The organism is Lysinibacillus sp. LK3 (assembly GCF_001043675.1).
GTDB classification, from domain to species: domain Bacteria; phylum Bacillota; class Bacilli; order Bacillales_A; family Planococcaceae; genus Lysinibacillus; species Lysinibacillus capsici.
Map to the genome: position 1 here is coordinate 87999 of NZ_LDUJ01000027.1, position 16835 is coordinate 104833.

A 16835-nucleotide genomic window follows, 5' to 3' on the forward strand; every position below is an offset into this window, starting at 1 on the left:
AGCGTATGAAGAATGTTGCGAATCAGCGATATTATTTAGTTCGTGAGGATGTTTTAACGGATGCAATGCAAAAAACTTTGGAGGCGAAACACTTACTATCAAGTGGTTCAGTATCTTCCATTTGGGATGCGGTAAAGCAGGTGGATTTATCGCGAAGTGCGTTTTACAAATATCGTGATGCGGTTTTTCCTTTTCATTCAATTGTGCAGGAACGCATTTTAACAGTCTTTTTACAGCTTCAAGATAGAAAAGGAACACTTGCCAAGCTTTTAGAAACTGTGACAATTACACATTGTAATGTCTTAACGATTCATCAAACAATCCCTATTCAGGGACGTGCGAATGTTACATTGTCTTTAGATGTAACAAGCATGACTTGTGATCTTGATGATCTTATCCAGCAATTAAAACGCTTAGATTTTGTGGAATCAGCGGAAGTGATTAGTTCTGGAGCATTATAAGCACAGAGAGTGTTCAATCCTTTAATTTTTGACAAAATGACAAACATCGTGTTGAATAACCCCAATGGGTAAAGATACGATAACAAAGCTCAAATAAGGAGCTGTCCCAAGCGTTTTTCATCACGAGGGACTGCTCCTTATTGTGCCATAAAGGAGGTATTTGCAATGACAAAGCAACAATGGGAAAATCGAATCGCCTATCTAGGACCAGAAGCATCATTTACATACTTAGCAACAAAGGCTACTTTTCCAAATGAGTGGCTCGTACCGTGTGCCACGATTCCAGAATGTATAGAGGCTGTTGCAGAGGGAAAGGTAGATTTAGCTGTCGTGCCGCTAGAAAATGCTCTAGAGGGCTCTGTATCATTAACATTAGATTACTTATTCCATGAGGCAACACTTTATGTAACTGGAGAGTTATTGCTGAAAATTCAGCAGCATTTAATGGTCAATAAAGCGCAGAAGGATGATTGGCAGTCAATCGAAGGTGTTTATTCTCATCCGCATGCACTAGCTCAATGTCATAAATATTTATTTTATCGTTTTAGTCATGTACCATTACATCAAACAACTTCAACTGCAGCAGCAGCAAAATATGTATCAGAGAATCCACAAGAGTGTATAGCGGCAGTCGGTAATGCAGCCGCAGCAGAAAAATATGGTCTTGAAATAGTGGAGCAGAATATCCATGATTTTCATTTTAATCATACACGATTCTTCGTACTGTCTAAGCAAAATAAACGATTGCCACAAGAGCTATCAGATGGGCAAGCGAAAACAACATTTATGATTACCTTACCAACAGATCGTTCAGGTGCATTACATCAGGTGCTTTCTGTTTTTGCATGGCGTCAGCTAAATTTAAGTAAAATCGAATCACGTCCATTAAAAACTGGATTAGGTGATTATTTCTTTATGATTGATGTATTAGCAGATGAAAAGGAACCGATGATGCGTGGGGCAATGGAAGAATTAGCTGCGCTAGGCTGCAAAGTAAAGTCACTGGGTACCTATTTTACTTATGTAACATCAGACGAAGCATAGTAATGTGAAGGAGGAGGAAAGAAGATGGGTGGGATTATTTTATTCGATGGTGTCTGTAATTTTTGTGATAGCACTGTTCAATTTATCATCAAACATGATCAAGCTGGCTATTTTCAATTTGCATCGCTGCAAAGCGAGGCTGGTCAATCGCTTCTCACTCAATATCATATACCAAAGAATATAGATAGTGTAATTCTTATTGAACAAGGGAAAGTGTCTGTTGAATCTACCGCTGCGTTAAACATTTGCCGTAAATTTGATGGATTGTGGCCTTGTTTCTACGCCTTCATTCTTGTACCACCATTTATTCGCAATGCATTATATCGATTATTTGCAAAGCAACGCTATCGTTTGTTTGGAAAAAAAAGTGAATGCTTATTGCCTACGCCTGCTCAACGTCAAAGATTTCTTTCCTGATAGGGAAATACTTGCCTTTAAGGGAACAATAGCTTCGGACGGAAGCCCGCGCTTAACGAGACAATACCAGCATTAAAAAACAGAAAGCACCGTTTGAAATCAATTTTTCAGACGGTGCTTTTACTATTCATTGATCTGACACTAAGTAGCACTTTTTTTGTAAAGCTCGCTCAATTAATGTTAAAACTTCAACAGAGGGTGCTGTGATGACATGTAGATGGATGCCACCAGTGAGAGCAGATAAATAGTTGGCCTGTGTTGCATTCACACGTTCGATAAATTGTTTCACCTCATGGCGGTTGGATACCATGATAGAGGCTGTCAGTTCACCATATATTGGATGTTCGACAATGACATTTTTGACGGTTCCGCCACAGTCTACAATCGTCATTAATTCATCTTCCGTCTGCTCTGATGTATGCAAGCAAGGGAATGTTCGTTCAACGGTTTGCTGTATTTGTTCTTGATGCATATAAAGATAACCTTGGCTTGTGGCAATAATGGGCTCATTTCTTGCCTTTAATAAAGTCATATCATTGACGATTACTTGTCTAGAAACATTGGCGAACTTTGCTAAGTCTGTCCCAGTTATAGGTGCTTTATTTTTTTTTAATTGCGTTAATAGTTGCAGTCGGCGTTCTTCGCCTAACATTTTTTTCATAAGAGATCACCCCTGCTCGTAATAAAGGAATCAGCGTTCCTTATGAATTAGTGTACCATGAAGCTTTTCTAACTTGCTGAAATTTTTGTATCCAAATGAAACATTGAACATATGATACGTAGAGAGGAAGGGAGGAAAAAATTGCGTATTCATATTGTTCAAAAGGGAGATACATTGTGGAAGATTGCGAAAGAGTACGGCATTTCGTTTGAAGATTTGAAGCGGCTCAATGTCCATCTTGCCAACCCAGATTATATTGTTCCAGGCATGGAAATTATATTGCCTGAAAAAATAAACAAAGAGCCGCATAGAGATTCACATAAAGAAATGCCGAAAAAGGAAACACAAGTGCATAAGGAGACACCAAAGGAAAGTCCTAAAAAAGAGGTACAGCGACCAATGCCACCACCACCGCCAATTGTACCGCCACCACCAGCTCCTATGCCAATGCCAGAACCACAAATGATACCGATACCAATACCGATGCCAATGCCAATGCAGATGCCACAACAGCCGATGTGGGTACCGCAGCCTGTGGAAATGAATTGGCACCAGCAATTGGTGATGCCACAAATGGAGCAAAATGTTACAACACCACCTGTACAAATACAGCCACCACCACCGCCAGCACCTACACCGCCACCACCGCCTGTAGCTAAACCAAAGCCAATGCCAATGCCACAACCAGCACCACATCCACCAATGCATATCATGCCACAAATGCCTGCCGTACCACATTGTTCAAGTTGCCATCAGCCAATCTATCATCAGATGTGGTGGCCGATGCCAATGCAGCCGCAGGTCGAGCATTATACGATGCCACAGCAGCCAATGTCCTATGACATGCCAGATCATAAAGTTGGTGGAATGGAAGACTTTTTAGAGTCCACATCACCATTCTTCCATACACAAGATCACCAAAAGCCACAAATGGATATGATGCCCGATATGAATATGGGGCAATCCTGTGGTTGTGGCACACAACCAATGATGATGCCTGATATGAACATGGGTCAATCTTGTGGCTGTGGCACACAACCAATGATGATGCCAAATTGGCAAATGGACCCTTGTCATTGCCCGCCACCACCATGTCCGACCCATTGTCCACCACCATGCCCATCAGCAGCAGGTCCTTGGATGTCTCCGCATTATTTCCCAGGCGGGATGACGCCTTATCGATGGTGAAAAAGCGTATATTGTAGAAGAAGTAAAGCCAAATATTTGGAAATATAAATATCGATCGAAAAATTATTTTGTCAAACGTGCAAAGCAAGTGGAAATTGCGGAGAAGGTAAGAACCATTCATCGCCAATTAGGACGTATGGAACCTTCTTTGATCCTACCATTAGTTCAGAGCGATGATGAGCAGTTAATTGTGCAAATGTGGCAAGAAGGAAGCCACGGTGCTAACTTTGCACATAAAAAAGATCGTAAGGAATCTCTTAGACTACTAATCGCTTTACATGACACACATAAAAAGATTGCTTGGCAGCGCGTGCCAGGCTTGCATACCTACTCACAGCTTTTAAAATGGCAAATGCGTCATATGCGTTTTAAAAGTAGAAGAAATGAGTTTCGAACATTTTTAACGAAAGAAGAAATTGATCAAATATTGCATTATAGTGATAAGTCATTACAATTGATTGCATTGGAAGATGCACCTGAAAAAGAGATTACGCTATTGCATGGGGATGTAGTTCATCATAATTTTTTATGGTGCTCCGATGGACAATTACGTTTAATTGATTTTGATTTAGCGCACCTTGGTGAAGCGGATGACGAGTATATTTTATGGTTACATCGTGTGTTACCTGCTGTAGATTATGATCTTGGAAAGATTTTTGCAGAGTTACCTGAGCTGAAACGACTGGATAAAAGAAAGCTTCATCGCTTGAAATACCCGAATGAGTTATTACGAGAATGGCTGTTTGCTATAGATTTACCACTAGAGCAACAGCTAGTATTTTTAGATTATTTAGTACCATTTACAAAACGAGCCCTCACCTACTGGCCAAAACTGTGGTACGATATTGATAGATTTGTCAAGAAATGACCGTCAATTGGCGGTCATTTTTGTCTGCGAACGGCGTTTAGACGCTACTTTTTGTCGAGCATTCGTTCGCTATATGCTATAATCGAAGACGATGATTGTGAGGGATTATAGATGTATGATTATTTAAAAGGACAAATTACTCGTATTACACCTGAATTTATTGTGCTGGAACAACAGGGGATTGGGTGGCAACTTAATACGCCCAATCCATTTGCTTTTCGAACATCTGCCCTTGAGCAACAGATATATGTTCATTTGCATGTGCGAGAGGATGCGCAAGTTTTATATGGCTTCCCTAACCTAGATCAGCGTGAGTTATTCCGTAAGCTTATTTTAGTGTCAGGAATAGGACCAAAGGGCGCTTTAGCGATTTTAGCTACAGGTAATCCACAACAGGTTATTAGCGCAATTGAGCGGGAGGACGAAGCGTTTTTAGTGAAGTTCCCTGGAGTTGGTAAAAAAACAGCACGTCAAATGATCCTCGACTTGAAGGGCAAACTTGGTTCATTATTAGATACACTTGAATTACCTAGTGCAGAAGATGAATTACCTTTGTTTGGTGTGCATGCCTATAAACATGAATTAGAAGAAGCCCTACTTGCCTTAATGGCTCTTGGCTATTCTGAAAAAGAGCTAGAAAAAATTAAACCACAGCTAGAGGATAACGATAAACTTGAAACGACAGATGCCTTTATGAAACAAGCATTGCAACTACTGCTAAAATTAAAATAAGGAAAGGAGGAAAGGTGCATGTCTGAACGTATGATGGCAAGTGAAGCAGGGAGCTATGATGAGCAGTTTGAGTTATCTTTACGTCCTCAAAAATTAGCACAGTATATTGGGCAACATAAAGTAAAGGAAAACTTACAAATATTCATTGAAGCGGCAAAGCTTCGCCAAGAAAGTTTAGATCATGTGTTGTTATATGGACCTCCAGGACTTGGTAAAACGACCTTAGCGGCTGTTATCGCAAATGAGATGAATGTTAACGTACGCATGACAAGTGGCCCTGCGATTGAGCGTCCAGGAGATTTGGCAGCTATTTTAAGTTCACTAGAGCCTGGGGACGTTTTATTTATTGATGAAATTCATCGACTGCCCCGTGCTATTGAAGAAGTATTATATCCAGCAATGGAAGACTTCTGCTTAGATATTGTGGTAGGAAAAGGTCCTGAAGCACGTTCTGTACGACTTGATTTACCTCCCTTTACCCTTGTAGGTGCAACAACAAGAGCGGGTGCTTTATCAGCTCCTCTAAGAGATCGCTTTGGTGTGTTGCTGCGCCTAGAATATTATGATGACCGATCGCTTGCTGAAATTGTTGTGAGAAGTGCACATTTATTTGAGGTAGAAATAGAGCAAGTAGCAGCAATGGAAATGGCGAGACGCTCACGTGGAACACCTCGAATTGCCAATCGTTTATTGAAACGAGTGCGAGATTATGCACAAGTGCTTGGAGATGGTATGATAACGGAGGGTCTTGCACAGCAAGCATTAGAGCTGTTACAAGTAGATCCTAGAGGGCTTGATCATATTGACCATAAACTTGTAACCAATATGATTGAGCGATTCCGAGGAGGCCCAGTAGGCTTAGATACTCTTGCTGCATCAATTGGTGAGGAACGGGTTACGATAGAAGATGTATACGAGCCTTATTTGATGCAAATTGGTCTTATTCAACGTACCCCGAGAGGAAGAGTAGCCACACATTTAGCCTACGAACATTTTGGATATGAGTATCCCCAACAAACATAAAGAAGGAAGTTATTTTCATGCGTGTAGAAGATTTTGATTTTGAATTACCAGAGGAGCTTATTGCCCAAACACCATTAGTGGATCGTACAGCAAGTCGATTAATGGTCGTGACACCGGGCTCAAATAAAGTGGAGCACCACCATTTTGCCCATGTATTAGACGAGCTACATGCTGGAGACTGTCTTGTACTAAATGATACAAGAGTTTTACCTGCTCGTTTAATGGGTGTAAAAGAAGAAACAGGTGCACATATAGAAGTATTGCTACTGAAGCAAATGGCTGGTACAGATGAGTGGGAAACACTTGTAAAACCAGCAAAGCGTGTAAAAGTAGGAACAGTCATCACATTTGGTGACGGTTTATTAACAGCTACATGTACAGGTGAGCTTGAACATGGCGGACGTACATTTGAATTTCAGTATAATGGTATTTTTTATGAAATATTAGAGCAACTTGGTGAAATGCCATTACCTCCCTATATTCGTGAAAAACTAGAGGATAAGGATCGTTATCAAACCGTTTATGCCAAAGAGCGTGGTTCTGCTGCAGCGCCTACAGCTGGGCTGCATTTTACAGAGGAGCTATTAGCTCAAGTGAAGGCTAAAGGCGTAGAGGTTGTCTTTATTACGCTACATGTCGGTCTTGGCACTTTCCGTCCCGTTAGTGTAGACTCGATTGAGAACCATGAAATGCATGCGGAATTCTATAGTGTTACAGAACAAGCAGCAGATACAATTAATCGCGTAAAGCGTAACGGTGGCAAGGTAGTAGCTGTTGGGACAACCTCTACTCGTACATTAGAGACAATTGGTTCTAAATATGAGGGAGAAGTGCGAGCAGAACAAGGTTGGACGTCTATTTTCATCTATCCAGGCTACAATTTTACGGTGGTGGATGGGTTAATCACAAACTTCCATTTACCAAAATCAACACTAGTCATGCTTGTTAGTACGCTAGCTACTCGTGAGACCATTTTAAGTGCTTATCAGCAAGCTGTAGAAGAAAGATATCGCTTCTTTAGTTTTGGTGATGCAATGTTTATACGTCCCAAAAAATAATAGTGGATAAAATCGGAGTACTGTTTTTACTTCAGATAAGAAAGGATTATTTATTTTATGACACAACCAGCAATTCGATATGAACTACTTCATACATGTAAACAAACAGGAGCACGTCTTGGCATCGTCCATACACCACACGGCTCCTTTGAAACACCAGCATTTATGCCTGTTGGTACACAAGCAACGGTGAAGACCATGTCACCAGAAGAATTAAAAGAGATGAATGCCGGTATTATTCTGTCCAATACGTACCATTTATGGCTTCGTCCAGGTAATGATATTGTCAAAGAAGCAGGCGGACTTCATAAATTTATGAACTGGGATCGTCCAATTTTAACGGATTCAGGTGGTTTCCAAGTATTTTCACTTAGTCAATTCCGAAAAATTGAGGAGGAAGGAGTTCATTTCCGTAATCACCTCAATGGAGATAAATTATTTTTGAGCCCAGAAAAGGCAATGGAAATTCAAAATGATTTAGGCTCTGATATTATGATGGCCTTTGATGAATGTCCACCATATCCTGCGACACATGACTATATGCTGAAATCAGTTGATCGAACAACTCGTTGGGCAAAACGCTGTAAGGAAGCACATCAGCGTCCAGAGGAGCAAGGTTTATTTGGCATTATTCAAGGTGGAGAGTACGAAGATTTACGCCGCCGCTCAGCAGAAGCGTTAGTAGAACTAGATTTCCCAGGCTATGCAATTGGTGGATTATCCGTTGGAGAACCGAAAGATGTGATGAACCGTGTTTTAGAATTTACTACGCCAATGATGCCTGAAAATAAACCTCGTTATTTAATGGGTGTTGGCTCACCAGATTCTTTAATTGATGGGGCAATTCGTGGGATCGATATGTTTGACTGTGTACTGCCAACACGTATTGCACGTAATGGAACACTGATGACATCAGAAGGACGTCTAGTAGTGAAAAATGCAAAATATGCACGTGACTTTGGGCCGATTGATCCGAACTGTGACTGCTATACATGTAAAAATTATTCTCGTGCCTATGTTCGTCACCTTATTCGCACGGAAGAAACGTTCGGTATTCGTTTAACATCCTATCATAATCTACACTTCCTATTAAAATTGATGGAGCAAGTACGTGAGGCAATTCGTCAAGATCGCCTTGGTGATTTCCGTGAAGAGTTCTTTGAAAAATACGGCTTTAATGGGCCAGATGCAAAAAACTTTTAAACTAGACGAATAGGATCATTCATGCGCTAAATTAAAAAAAGGACATTAGGCATCCCCTAATGTCCATAATCAATAGCAATAGTTTTGCAAATCATTCAAAACTTTGTAAAAAGTGAATATTTCTAGCAAAATATTGTCAATCATAGAAAAAATATTAGTAATTGAGAAAATTTTTGGGCTTGTCCATCGCTTTTTAATGGTGGAATAGTCTATACTAAAAAAGTGAGATTTGGAAAGGGGGCAAGATGCTATTATGGATCAATTATTAGGATTAGCACCAATATTATTAATGTTCGTTGCAATGTGGTTTATCTTAATCCGTCCAGCTAAAAAAAGACAGCAGGAAACACAAAATATGCAAAGTAGTTTGCAACGTGGAGATAAAGTCATTACGATTGGTGGTTTACACGGTGTTATTGATGCAATTGAAGACACAGCAGTGACATTAAAAATTGCTGACAATGTACGAGTGAAATTTGACCGTCAAGCAATTGGACGAATTGTCAATGACAATCAGTAACAAAGAAGAAAAGGCTTACAATAGGCGATAGCTATATTGTAAGTCTTTTTTATACAATATTAGAAGGCAGTGTTTAGATGTTTTTTGCAGTTGTAGTTTTTAATTTATGAATGAATGCCTCACCAGTATCATTGCCATTAATCGTTATTCGGCTTAACGTAAATAGGGAATCGCCTTTTTTCACATGTTTATTTTGTATGACAAAGGCCATCTTAAAGCCAGCTTCCTTGGCTAATTTGATGGTGGAGGGTGAGTAAATCCCATAAGGATAGCTTATTGCTATTGGTTCATATCCTAACTTTTCTTTGATTATTTTTCTTGAATGAATAAAATCATTTCTTACTCTTTCTTCATATTCAACCTGACTCTCTAGTTGCCCATTTACAATACTAGGACCAAATACTGCGCCATTTAGTTTACCATTTTTTGAAGGTAATTTATAATGTAAGTCCCAAGTATGACTCTGGATTGTAATATAATCCTTCATTTCCTTTAATTGATCCCAACTCATCTTTGCTGTTTCATTTGGATGGTAATTGTTTCCATTCATCTCTAAGATTCGGCTTGCAATCACAAAGATTTCTGCATGCATATCATATTTTTTCAATATCGGGTAAGCTTTTTCATAATTACTAAAATACCCATCGTCAAAAGTAATTAACACGGGCTTTTGAGGTAACGGCGCTTGGTCGTTTAAGTAATCATATAATTGCTGAGCAGAAATGGCCTGATAGCCTTCCATTTTAAGTAATTTCATTTGATTTTCGAAGCTTTTGGGTGAAATAACTGTAGTATTGTTTATATTGTCCTCTAAATGATGGTACATAAGAATAGGTATTTCCTGTTCTTGATACCCGTAAATAGGATAAGGTCTAATAAGAAAAAGGATATAAACAAAAACGAAAACGATTATTTTTTTTGTCATGTCCTCACCTTGTTTGCATGTTTATTGTGATAAGCATCTAAGCTCTATGTTAGTGTGTACGAACAAGTAGGGACTATTCCTTGAAAACTGTATAAAAAACAATAAGTAAGGTCACCTTGATAGTATGGGGGTGTTTATATGGAAGAATATTACCATATTATTTTTAGAACTTGCTTTTTGTATGTGTTTATCATCATCGTTTTCCGTTTAATGGGTAAACGAGAAGTAGGTGAATTATCAGTCATCGATTTGGTCGTATTTGTATTAATTGCAGAAGTAGCGGCCTTTGCGCTAGACGATTATAAAAATCCTCTCTTTAATGCCATACTACCTATCATTATTTTGCTCTTTATTCAAATATTAAGTGCCTTTTTGTCATTAAAGTTCAAAAAAATACGTGACCTAGTGGATGGTGACCCTGCTTTATTAGTAAAAGACGGTGTTATTTTAGAGAGTGAGATGAGAAAACACCGCTATAATTTAGATGATTTATGTCAGCAATTACGAGAAAACGGAATTGCATCTGTGACAGATGTAGCCTTTGCGTATTTAGAGCCTTCAGGCAATCTTTCTGTCTATAAAAAAGATGAAAAAGCCTTTGTGTATCCATTGATTATCGACGGTGATATCCAAGAAAGACATTTATTTACCATGCATAAAGATGTGGAATGGCTAATGGGTGAGCTAGCAAAAAATAATATTACTGACAGTGAAACAGTATTTTTTTGTATTTGGGAAGACAATAAGCTGCATATTCAATTAAAGGAATCCTAGACTTTCTTCGCCAATTTTTTAATGTAACGGAAATCTGTAATACGCAACTGATTGGTAAATAATAAAAAGGTAAATAGCAAAAATAATGTCACACCACTACTTAAAATAAATGGTAGTGATAGTATTGGAATAAGGAAATACTGGGCGACGCAAACAGCAATAAAACAACTATAAGGCACGACAAACATTCTGAAGCCAGCACGGAGGTTTTTACGTTGTCTAACTGTTGCTATATGCAAGAATGACGTTAGTAATACCCCAAAGCCAATAGCTACAACGGCTCCTTTTTCTTGGATACCTGGTTGAGAGGCAAGTACAAACATCACGAAAAGTTTACCTAGCCCACCATAGATGGAGTTCATCATGGCAGCTCTTGCCTCACCAATTGCCTGTAAGATGGAGTGTAGAGGACTTTGAATATAATAAAAATAAAAAATAGGTGCTAAAATTTTAACGTACCCACGATTTTCTTCTAAATGGAAAAGCTTCATCGCTAATTCATCTCCATGCACAAAGAAATACGTAGCAGCAAAGCACCCCACTAGCGAAGACAATCTTAGGGACACCGAAATTCGTTCCTGTAATAGCGGGGTGTGCTGACGAGCGACGGCATCACTAACAGCTGGAATGAGCACAATCGATAAGGCTGTTGATACAAACGCAGGAAATAACAGTAATGGCACCAAAACACCGGAGATGACACCATATAAAATAGTGGCAGCAGAAGCGGTTAAACCGGCCACAGTTAAAGCTTTTAAAAAGATAATCGGCTCTAAAAACCAAGTGAAAGAACCAAAAAGCTTACTGCCTGCAGAGGGAAGGGCAATACGTAACATTGGTGATGCAGGATACCCTTCAATTTTAGTTTTTCGTGTCAGTAATTTCTTTTTGGAAACGATATAGTGTAGCCATAAATACAAGAATGCTACAACTTCGGCTAGCAGTGTAATGCCCATTGCCGCCGCAGCCGTGACAGCAGCATTATTGTAATTAGCCACATAGGGTAGCATTAAAGTAATGAAGCTAATACGTACAATTTGTTCGATCATTTGTGCCCATGCTGTCGGTGTAATCTTTGCAACACCTTGTAAATAGGCACGTAATAAGCCAGATCCAACTGATACTGGTACAGCAAAGAGTGCAATCCATAGTGTAAATGTTGTCTGTTCATTATGTAATAGAGTTGTTGAAATATATGGTATTGTTAGTGCAACGAGTGGCATAAAAATGATCATGCCAATGAATGACCAAAGAATGGCTGTACGCATGACACCAAAGATGTTCTCACGTTTATTTTTTGCTAGTAATTCAGCCACTATTTTAGCCACAGCGATAGGTAGTCCTAGTTGAATGAGTGAGATGAAGAAAATAAAAGCTGGATAGACGGTCATATAAATACCGACAGCCTCTTCACCAGCAATCCGCATAAATTGCATTCTATAAAAGAAGCCAAAAAGTTTAGATAAAAAAATCACAAACATTAAAAATAATGTACCTCGTACAAAAGAACTCATGCCATCCGTCCCTTCTCAAGCCGCAAAAATTCATTTACACTATTTGTATGCAAGCATGTCTTACGTTACGACTTTGATTGGAGATGATTCAAAATGAGTATGCAATATGAGCAACTATTTGAAAAGATTCGTCCGGCAATTGATAGTAAGATAGCAGAGTTCCAGCATTATCAATATAATGCTATTACAGCCGAAGAACTCTGGCGCTACTGTATTGAAAAAAAATGGCGTAAAAAGAAAGTTGAGCAACTACGTTTACATGAAGTCATTTCTACCATTTTTTCGGTATCACCATCTGATATCGTCTCATTTAATCAAGTAGAGTTTTTACAAAGTAATAATTGGTTTGAAGAAGTCAATACAGACGAGTTACAATTACTGCTTGGTCCAGTCAGAACGTAATCAATGATGTGTCAAATTTTACAATAATTCTAAGAATCCTATACGTGTTGAATTGACACCAAGCGCAACCTGTTTCATAATAAGTGTGTTGCGCTTTTTTTATTTTGAATAAGTTCTTACTTACATAAGTCTTCATTGCTTTTATTGACATTTAGAAGGCTAGTACCTAATAATACTAAGATAAACTTGCGCGTTATGAACGATTGAAATAAGTATAGCAACCTTTTTGAAGCACAGGTAACACGATTCTAGATGAAAAGGAGGATTAAACGTTTCAAAAGGTATTGCTAGTTACTTGTTTGGCGTGTAAGGACAGCCCTTACACCAATTCGAGGAGGATTTATTGATGAAACTAAAAAGTCGTATAGTTGCATTCCTACTGATTATCGTGCTATTGGCAGCAGGTATTAGTACGACTGTAAACGGCGTGTTAAAGGACATCAAGCTTGGTCTTGACTTACAGGGCGGGTTTGAAGTGCTTTACGAGGTAAATGAATTAAAAGAAGGACAAAAAATTACACCAGTAGTTGTTTCGGCAACTGCGAAGGCACTCGATAAACGTATTAATGAAATTGGTGTAAGTGAGCCAAGCATTGAAATTGAAGGTGAAAATCGTATTCGTGTGCAATTAGCAGGTGTTGAGGATCAGGAATCGGCACGTAAGTTATTGTCTACTTCTGCAAATTTAACATTCCGTGATGTTGATGACAATTTACTATTAGATGGTGACGACTTAAAGCCAGGTGGCGCTAAAGATTCCTTTGACCAACAAAATCGTCCAATTGTTTCACTAACACTAAAGGATGCGCAAAAATTTGCTGATATTACAAGTAAAATTGCTGCAAAGCCAGCAGGTCAAAATTTACTGGTTGTATGGTTAGACTTTGAAGAGGGTGTCGATTCCTATAAAGCGGAATCGCAAAAAGCAAAGCCTCGCTATGCATCTGCTGCAACAGTTAGTCAAACATTAAATACAACAGATGTTATGATTAGCGGTAATTTCTCTGTTGAAGAAACTAAAAATTTAGCAGGTATTTTAAATGCTGGGGCACTTCCTGTGAAGCTTAATGAAATTTATTCTACTTCAGTAGGTGCACAGTTCGGTGAGGATGCTTTGAAAAACACTGTATTCGCAGGCATTGTGGGTGTAGTAATAATTTTCTTATTTATGCTATTCTACTATCGTTTACCTGGGGTAATTTCCATTATTACACTAGCCATTTTTACTTTCCTAGTACTCGTTGTATTTGACTGGATTAATGCGGTGTTAACACTTCCAGGTATCGCAGCTATTGTGCTTGGTATAGGGATGGCAGTAGACGCGAATATTCTTGCGGCAGAGCGTATTCGGGAGGAATTACGTGTCGGTTATTCGGTTAAACAAGCATTCCAGATTGGCTCGAAGGAGTCTTTATCAGCTATTGTTGATGCACAGCTAACTACACTATTAGCAGCTGCAGTATTATTCCAATGGGGTACAAGTTCTGTCAAAGGGTTTGCCACAACATTAATTATTAGTATTTTACTAAGCTTCTTAACAGCTGTTTGGGGCTCTCGTGTACTACAAGGATTACTTGTAAATAGTGGCTATTTCAACAATCCAGCATGGTTTGGTATTCCAAAATCTAAACAGCATAGCTTAGATGAAAATATCGGAACATTAGATTTGTCAACGAAATTCGATCGTTTTGACTTTGTACACAACCGCAAAAAATTCTATACATTCTCATTAGCTATTCTAGTAGCAGGTTTAGTGGTTCTTGGTATATTCCGATTAAACCTTGGTGTTGATTTCTCAAGTGGTACCCGTGTTCAAATTGAAGCAGATCAAACGTTAAATAAAGAAGAAGTATCAAAATATTTAGATAGCATCGACCTCTCATCGGAAGATATCGTTCTTTCTGGTGAAAAAAGTAACAATGCAGTAATTCGCTATAAAGATGATTTATCTCAAGCAAATATTTTAAAATTACAAAAAGATGCTACTGAAAAGTATGGGCATAAGCCAACAGTAAGTACAGTATCTGACACTGTTGGTAAAGAGCTTGTGAAAAATGCAATCAAAGCTCTATCTTTTGCGGCTATAGGTATTATTATCTATGTAGCGGTTCGTTTCGAATGGCGCATGGGTGTTGGTGCAATTGTTTCATTATTACATGACATATTCTTAATTGTTGCTGTATTTAGTTTTATGCGCTTAGAAGTTGACATTACGTTCATTGCAGCTGTACTGACTATTGTCGGTTATTCTATTAATGATACGATCGTTACGTTTGACCGTATGCGTGAAAACTTAGATCGGTATGATACGATTAAAGACCGTGAAGTGTTAGCGAATATCGTTAACAAATCATTACGTCAAACAATGGGTCGATCTGTTAACACAGTGTTAACGGTTATTATTGTAACAGTGGCACTTCTTATTTTAGGTGCACCATCAATTCAAAACTTCTCAATCGCGTTATTAGTTGGTTTAATCACAGGTATGTATTCTTCAATTTGTATAGCAGCACAAATCTGGTATTCACTTAAGATTCGTGAAATGAAAAAATCAGATGGTCAAATACACAAAAAAGAGAAAAAACAATGGGGTACTGACGAACCAGTGGTTTAAGCGATTTTAGAAAATCAGAAATACTTTTTTGTTTCTTATGTATCATCCCTAGTTAGATGTAAAATTTAGTAAATAGGAACTGTATTGACAAAAAGCATCGAGAATTTATTCTTGATGCTTTTTTTTATTCCCAGTATGGACATAAACTAATGGGATGGGTGAAATTCTAGAGCTTGGGGACTAAAATATAGGTTAATGGTGTCAGTGGAGAAGTGAAATCTGAAGGAAGTAGGCAGCAAATTTCCGGTCAGCTGAATCTTAGAATCATCAATGGCCTTTCAGTTTGAAGTGACATCAAGTAAATGAAGTTCGAGTTCCATAGTACCATTCATTTCTAGTACTTGAACATATCAATAGCGCCCATGGCAATATCTATTGATTACGTCAAGTTTTTTAGAATGATCTCATCATTTGCTAGATGAGATGAGTTCATAAAATTGTTAGTTTAAACCAAAAAATTCTATTTACCTACAATTAATACTCCTTTTATGTAAAACTATGTAAAAAAGTGAATAATATGTTATTATTGATTTGTATTTAGTTAATAAATACAATACATAAATAGGAGGTATTTGGTATGGCGTGTTCATGTCCTTTTTTAACTAGTTTTGAAAGTAACAAGAGACAGGTGGCTTGTGCTACATTTGGATGTAAGGGAGATTCTGGTCGTCAGAAAAAAGTGGAAAGAGATTACACATGGTGTAAAGAATGGGGTTTTAATGATGTGAAGAAATTAATAATGTGTAATGAAACTCAAATTGGTTGCTGTGGCTAATTAAAAAAGTAAAGAGGCTAGGTAACAACTAATTAGTCAGTCTTTGAGAAAGCCGAATTATTTTCAAAAAATTAAGCGCTATATTTAGAAAGCCCGAACAATGGCAAAACATCGTATGTTCTTGCAAATTCGTTCGGGTTTTACTTTAGCAAAAATAATACTTTTGTGCCAGTTTAATTTTTAAAATAGTGATATTTTAAATTATGGACATGCCCCGTACTTTTTTTACCCTTTTAACCTCTTCTAATAATCTATTTTCTCCAACAAAGAGTATAGAATTGAACATTCGAGTTTGCTGTTATTAGCCTACGATAATGCTCATTAATAATTATTTATTCATTCATTCCATGATCCCGTTCCGAAATGGATTGGGATTGATAACTAGTATATGCTCTTTTCATCTTCTTTCAGGTTAATATTCAGAGAAATAAATTACATTAAAATAGAACTGTAAATATTGTTAGTTTAACCAAAAAATTCTATTTATATACAATTAATAAACCTTTTATGTAAATCTATGTAAATAATTGATTTATATGTTATTATTGATTTTGTATTTAGTTAATAAATACAATACATAAATAGGAGGTATTTGGTATGGCGTGTTCATGTCCTTTTTTAACTAGTTTTGAAAGTAACAAGAGACAGGTGGCTTG

Annotated in this window: 17 protein-coding genes; 14 read left to right on the top strand and 3 right to left on the bottom strand. The window is 37.9% G+C overall.

Translation table 11 applies throughout. The annotated features are described in order from the left end of the window. The first annotated feature begins 5 nt into the window (after nt 1–5). The 3 genes from VK91_RS19265 (at nt 6) to VK91_RS19275 (ending at nt 1922) form a co-directional block, all read left to right on the top strand. On the top strand, nt 6–461 hold the full coding sequence (locus VK91_RS19265) for an ACT domain-containing protein (RefSeq protein WP_004226679.1): 456 nt from the start codon (nt 6–8) through the stop codon (nt 459–461). Nucleotides 462–626: 165 nt separating this feature from the next. Next, the gene (pheA, locus tag VK91_RS19270; RefSeq protein ID WP_048395164.1) at nt 627–1505 is read left to right on the top strand and encodes a prephenate dehydratase; all 879 of its coding nucleotides are present in this window, start codon (nt 627–629) and stop codon (nt 1503–1505) included. Nucleotides 1506–1529: 24 nt separating this feature from the next. After that, on the top strand, nt 1530–1922 hold the full coding sequence (locus VK91_RS19275; RefSeq protein ID WP_048395166.1) for a thiol-disulfide oxidoreductase DCC family protein: 393 nt from the start codon (nt 1530–1532) through the stop codon (nt 1920–1922). 127 nt (nt 1923–2049) lie between these two features. Here VK91_RS19275 and VK91_RS19280 read toward each other — a convergent pair whose 3' ends face one another. Beyond that, nucleotides 2050–2583, bottom strand: coding sequence for a transcription repressor NadR (locus tag VK91_RS19280; RefSeq protein WP_048395168.1), 534 nt, complete (start codon nt 2581–2583; stop codon nt 2050–2052). 141 nt (nt 2584–2724) lie between these two features. Between VK91_RS19280 and VK91_RS23300 the strand changes: the two genes are divergently transcribed. From VK91_RS23300 to yajC, 7 genes are all read left to right on the top strand, one after another. Next, complete coding sequence (locus VK91_RS23300) at nt 2725–3771, top strand: LysM domain-containing protein (protein WP_048395169.1); 1047 nt, start codon at nt 2725–2727, stop codon at nt 3769–3771. A 34-nt stretch (nt 3772–3805) separates the two neighbouring features. Continuing rightward, complete coding sequence (locus VK91_RS19290; protein WP_082148182.1) at nt 3806–4639, top strand: phosphotransferase; 834 nt, start codon at nt 3806–3808, stop codon at nt 4637–4639. Between the two features lie 111 nt (nt 4640–4750). Beyond that, a complete protein-coding gene (gene ruvA, locus VK91_RS19295; RefSeq protein ID WP_048395174.1) occupies nt 4751–5371 on the top strand; it encodes a Holliday junction branch migration protein RuvA in 621 nt (206 codons plus the stop codon). A gap of 18 nt (nt 5372–5389) precedes the next feature. Then, the gene (gene ruvB, locus VK91_RS19300; RefSeq protein ID WP_004226692.1) at nt 5390–6394 is read left to right on the top strand and encodes a Holliday junction branch migration DNA helicase RuvB; all 1005 of its coding nucleotides are present in this window, start codon (nt 5390–5392) and stop codon (nt 6392–6394) included. Nucleotides 6395–6411: 17 nt separating this feature from the next. Further along, complete coding sequence (gene queA, locus VK91_RS19305) at nt 6412–7452, top strand: tRNA preQ1(34) S-adenosylmethionine ribosyltransferase-isomerase QueA (protein ID WP_048395176.1); 1041 nt, start codon at nt 6412–6414, stop codon at nt 7450–7452. Between the two features lie 57 nt (nt 7453–7509). Beyond that, complete coding sequence (gene tgt, locus VK91_RS19310) at nt 7510–8655, top strand: tRNA guanosine(34) transglycosylase Tgt (RefSeq protein ID WP_016991901.1); 1146 nt, start codon at nt 7510–7512, stop codon at nt 8653–8655. 253 nt (nt 8656–8908) lie between these two features. Continuing rightward, nucleotides 8909–9175 (top strand): preprotein translocase subunit YajC, encoded by a 267-nt coding sequence (gene yajC, locus VK91_RS19315; protein ID WP_004226696.1) that lies wholly within the window; start codon nt 8909–8911, stop codon nt 9173–9175. Between the two features lie 73 nt (nt 9176–9248). Here the strand turns inward: yajC and VK91_RS19320 are convergent, their stop codons facing one another. Beyond that, on the bottom strand, nt 9249–10100 hold the full coding sequence (locus VK91_RS19320) for a polysaccharide deacetylase family protein (protein WP_048395178.1): 852 nt from the start codon (nt 10098–10100) through the stop codon (nt 9249–9251). A gap of 138 nt (nt 10101–10238) precedes the next feature. Here VK91_RS19320 and VK91_RS19325 point away from each other — a divergent pair, with 138 nt between their 5' ends. Then, nucleotides 10239–10874 (top strand): DUF421 domain-containing protein, encoded by a 636-nt coding sequence (locus tag VK91_RS19325; protein WP_004226699.1) that lies wholly within the window; start codon nt 10239–10241, stop codon nt 10872–10874. On the opposite strand, the gene VK91_RS19330 is transcribed toward VK91_RS19325, so the two are convergent. Beyond that, nucleotides 10871–12388 carry an oligosaccharide flippase family protein gene (locus tag VK91_RS19330; RefSeq protein WP_048395180.1) on the bottom strand — a complete coding sequence of 506 codons (1518 nt, stop codon included), beginning with the start codon at nt 12386–12388 and terminating at the stop codon, nt 10871–10873. The genes VK91_RS19325 and VK91_RS19330 overlap by 4 nt on opposite strands. Nucleotides 12389–12481: 93 nt before the next feature. Here VK91_RS19330 and VK91_RS19335 point away from each other — a divergent pair, with 93 nt between their 5' ends. The 3 genes from VK91_RS19335 (at nt 12482) to VK91_RS19345 (ending at nt 16179) form a co-directional block, all read left to right on the top strand. Further along, on the top strand, nt 12482–12790 hold the full coding sequence (locus VK91_RS19335; RefSeq protein WP_004226703.1) for a post-transcriptional regulator: 309 nt from the start codon (nt 12482–12484) through the stop codon (nt 12788–12790). A gap of 346 nt (nt 12791–13136) precedes the next feature. After that, a complete protein-coding gene (gene secDF / locus VK91_RS19340; RefSeq protein WP_048395183.1) occupies nt 13137–15404 on the top strand; it encodes a protein translocase subunit SecDF in 2268 nt (755 codons plus the stop codon). Nucleotides 15405–15981: 577 nt separating this feature from the next. Continuing rightward, entirely contained in the window at nt 15982–16179 is a 198-nt protein-coding gene (locus VK91_RS19345) for a hypothetical protein (RefSeq protein WP_048395185.1), read from the top strand. Nucleotides 16180–16835 lie beyond the last annotated feature (656 nt).

What these genes read in the sequence shown, in the direction of transcription:
- ruvB (WP_004226692.1), top strand. Translation starts at nt 5,390, where the DNA reads ATGTCTGAACGTATGATGGCAAGTGAAGCAGGGAGCTATGATGAGCAG.
- pheA (WP_048395164.1), top strand. Translation starts at nt 627, where the DNA reads ATGACAAAGCAACAATGGGAAAATCGAATCGCCTATCTAGGACCAGAA.
- VK91_RS19265 (WP_004226679.1), top strand. Translation starts at nt 6, where the DNA reads ATGAAGAATGTTGCGAATCAGCGATATTATTTAGTTCGTGAGGATGTT.
- VK91_RS19280 (WP_048395168.1), bottom strand. Translation starts at nt 2,583, where the DNA reads ATGAAAAAAATGTTAGGCGAAGAACGCCGACTGCAACTATTAACGCAA.
- VK91_RS19275 (WP_048395166.1), top strand. Translation starts at nt 1,530, where the DNA reads ATGGGTGGGATTATTTTATTCGATGGTGTCTGTAATTTTTGTGATAGC.
- VK91_RS19320 (WP_048395178.1), bottom strand. Translation starts at nt 10,100, where the DNA reads ATGACAAAAAAAATAATCGTTTTCGTTTTTGTTTATATCCTTTTTCTT.
- VK91_RS19345 (WP_048395185.1), top strand. Translation starts at nt 15,982, where the DNA reads ATGGCGTGTTCATGTCCTTTTTTAACTAGTTTTGAAAGTAACAAGAGA.
- VK91_RS19335 (WP_004226703.1), top strand. Translation starts at nt 12,482, where the DNA reads ATGAGTATGCAATATGAGCAACTATTTGAAAAGATTCGTCCGGCAATT.
- VK91_RS19330 (WP_048395180.1), bottom strand. Translation starts at nt 12,388, where the DNA reads ATGAGTTCTTTTGTACGAGGTACATTATTTTTAATGTTTGTGATTTTT.
- yajC (WP_004226696.1), top strand. Translation starts at nt 8,909, where the DNA reads ATGGATCAATTATTAGGATTAGCACCAATATTATTAATGTTCGTTGCA.
- secDF (WP_048395183.1), top strand. Translation starts at nt 13,137, where the DNA reads ATGAAACTAAAAAGTCGTATAGTTGCATTCCTACTGATTATCGTGCTA.
- ruvA (WP_048395174.1), top strand. Translation starts at nt 4,751, where the DNA reads ATGTATGATTATTTAAAAGGACAAATTACTCGTATTACACCTGAATTT.
- VK91_RS19325 (WP_004226699.1), top strand. Translation starts at nt 10,239, where the DNA reads ATGGAAGAATATTACCATATTATTTTTAGAACTTGCTTTTTGTATGTG.
- tgt (WP_016991901.1), top strand. Translation starts at nt 7,510, where the DNA reads ATGACACAACCAGCAATTCGATATGAACTACTTCATACATGTAAACAA.
- queA (WP_048395176.1), top strand. Translation starts at nt 6,412, where the DNA reads ATGCGTGTAGAAGATTTTGATTTTGAATTACCAGAGGAGCTTATTGCC.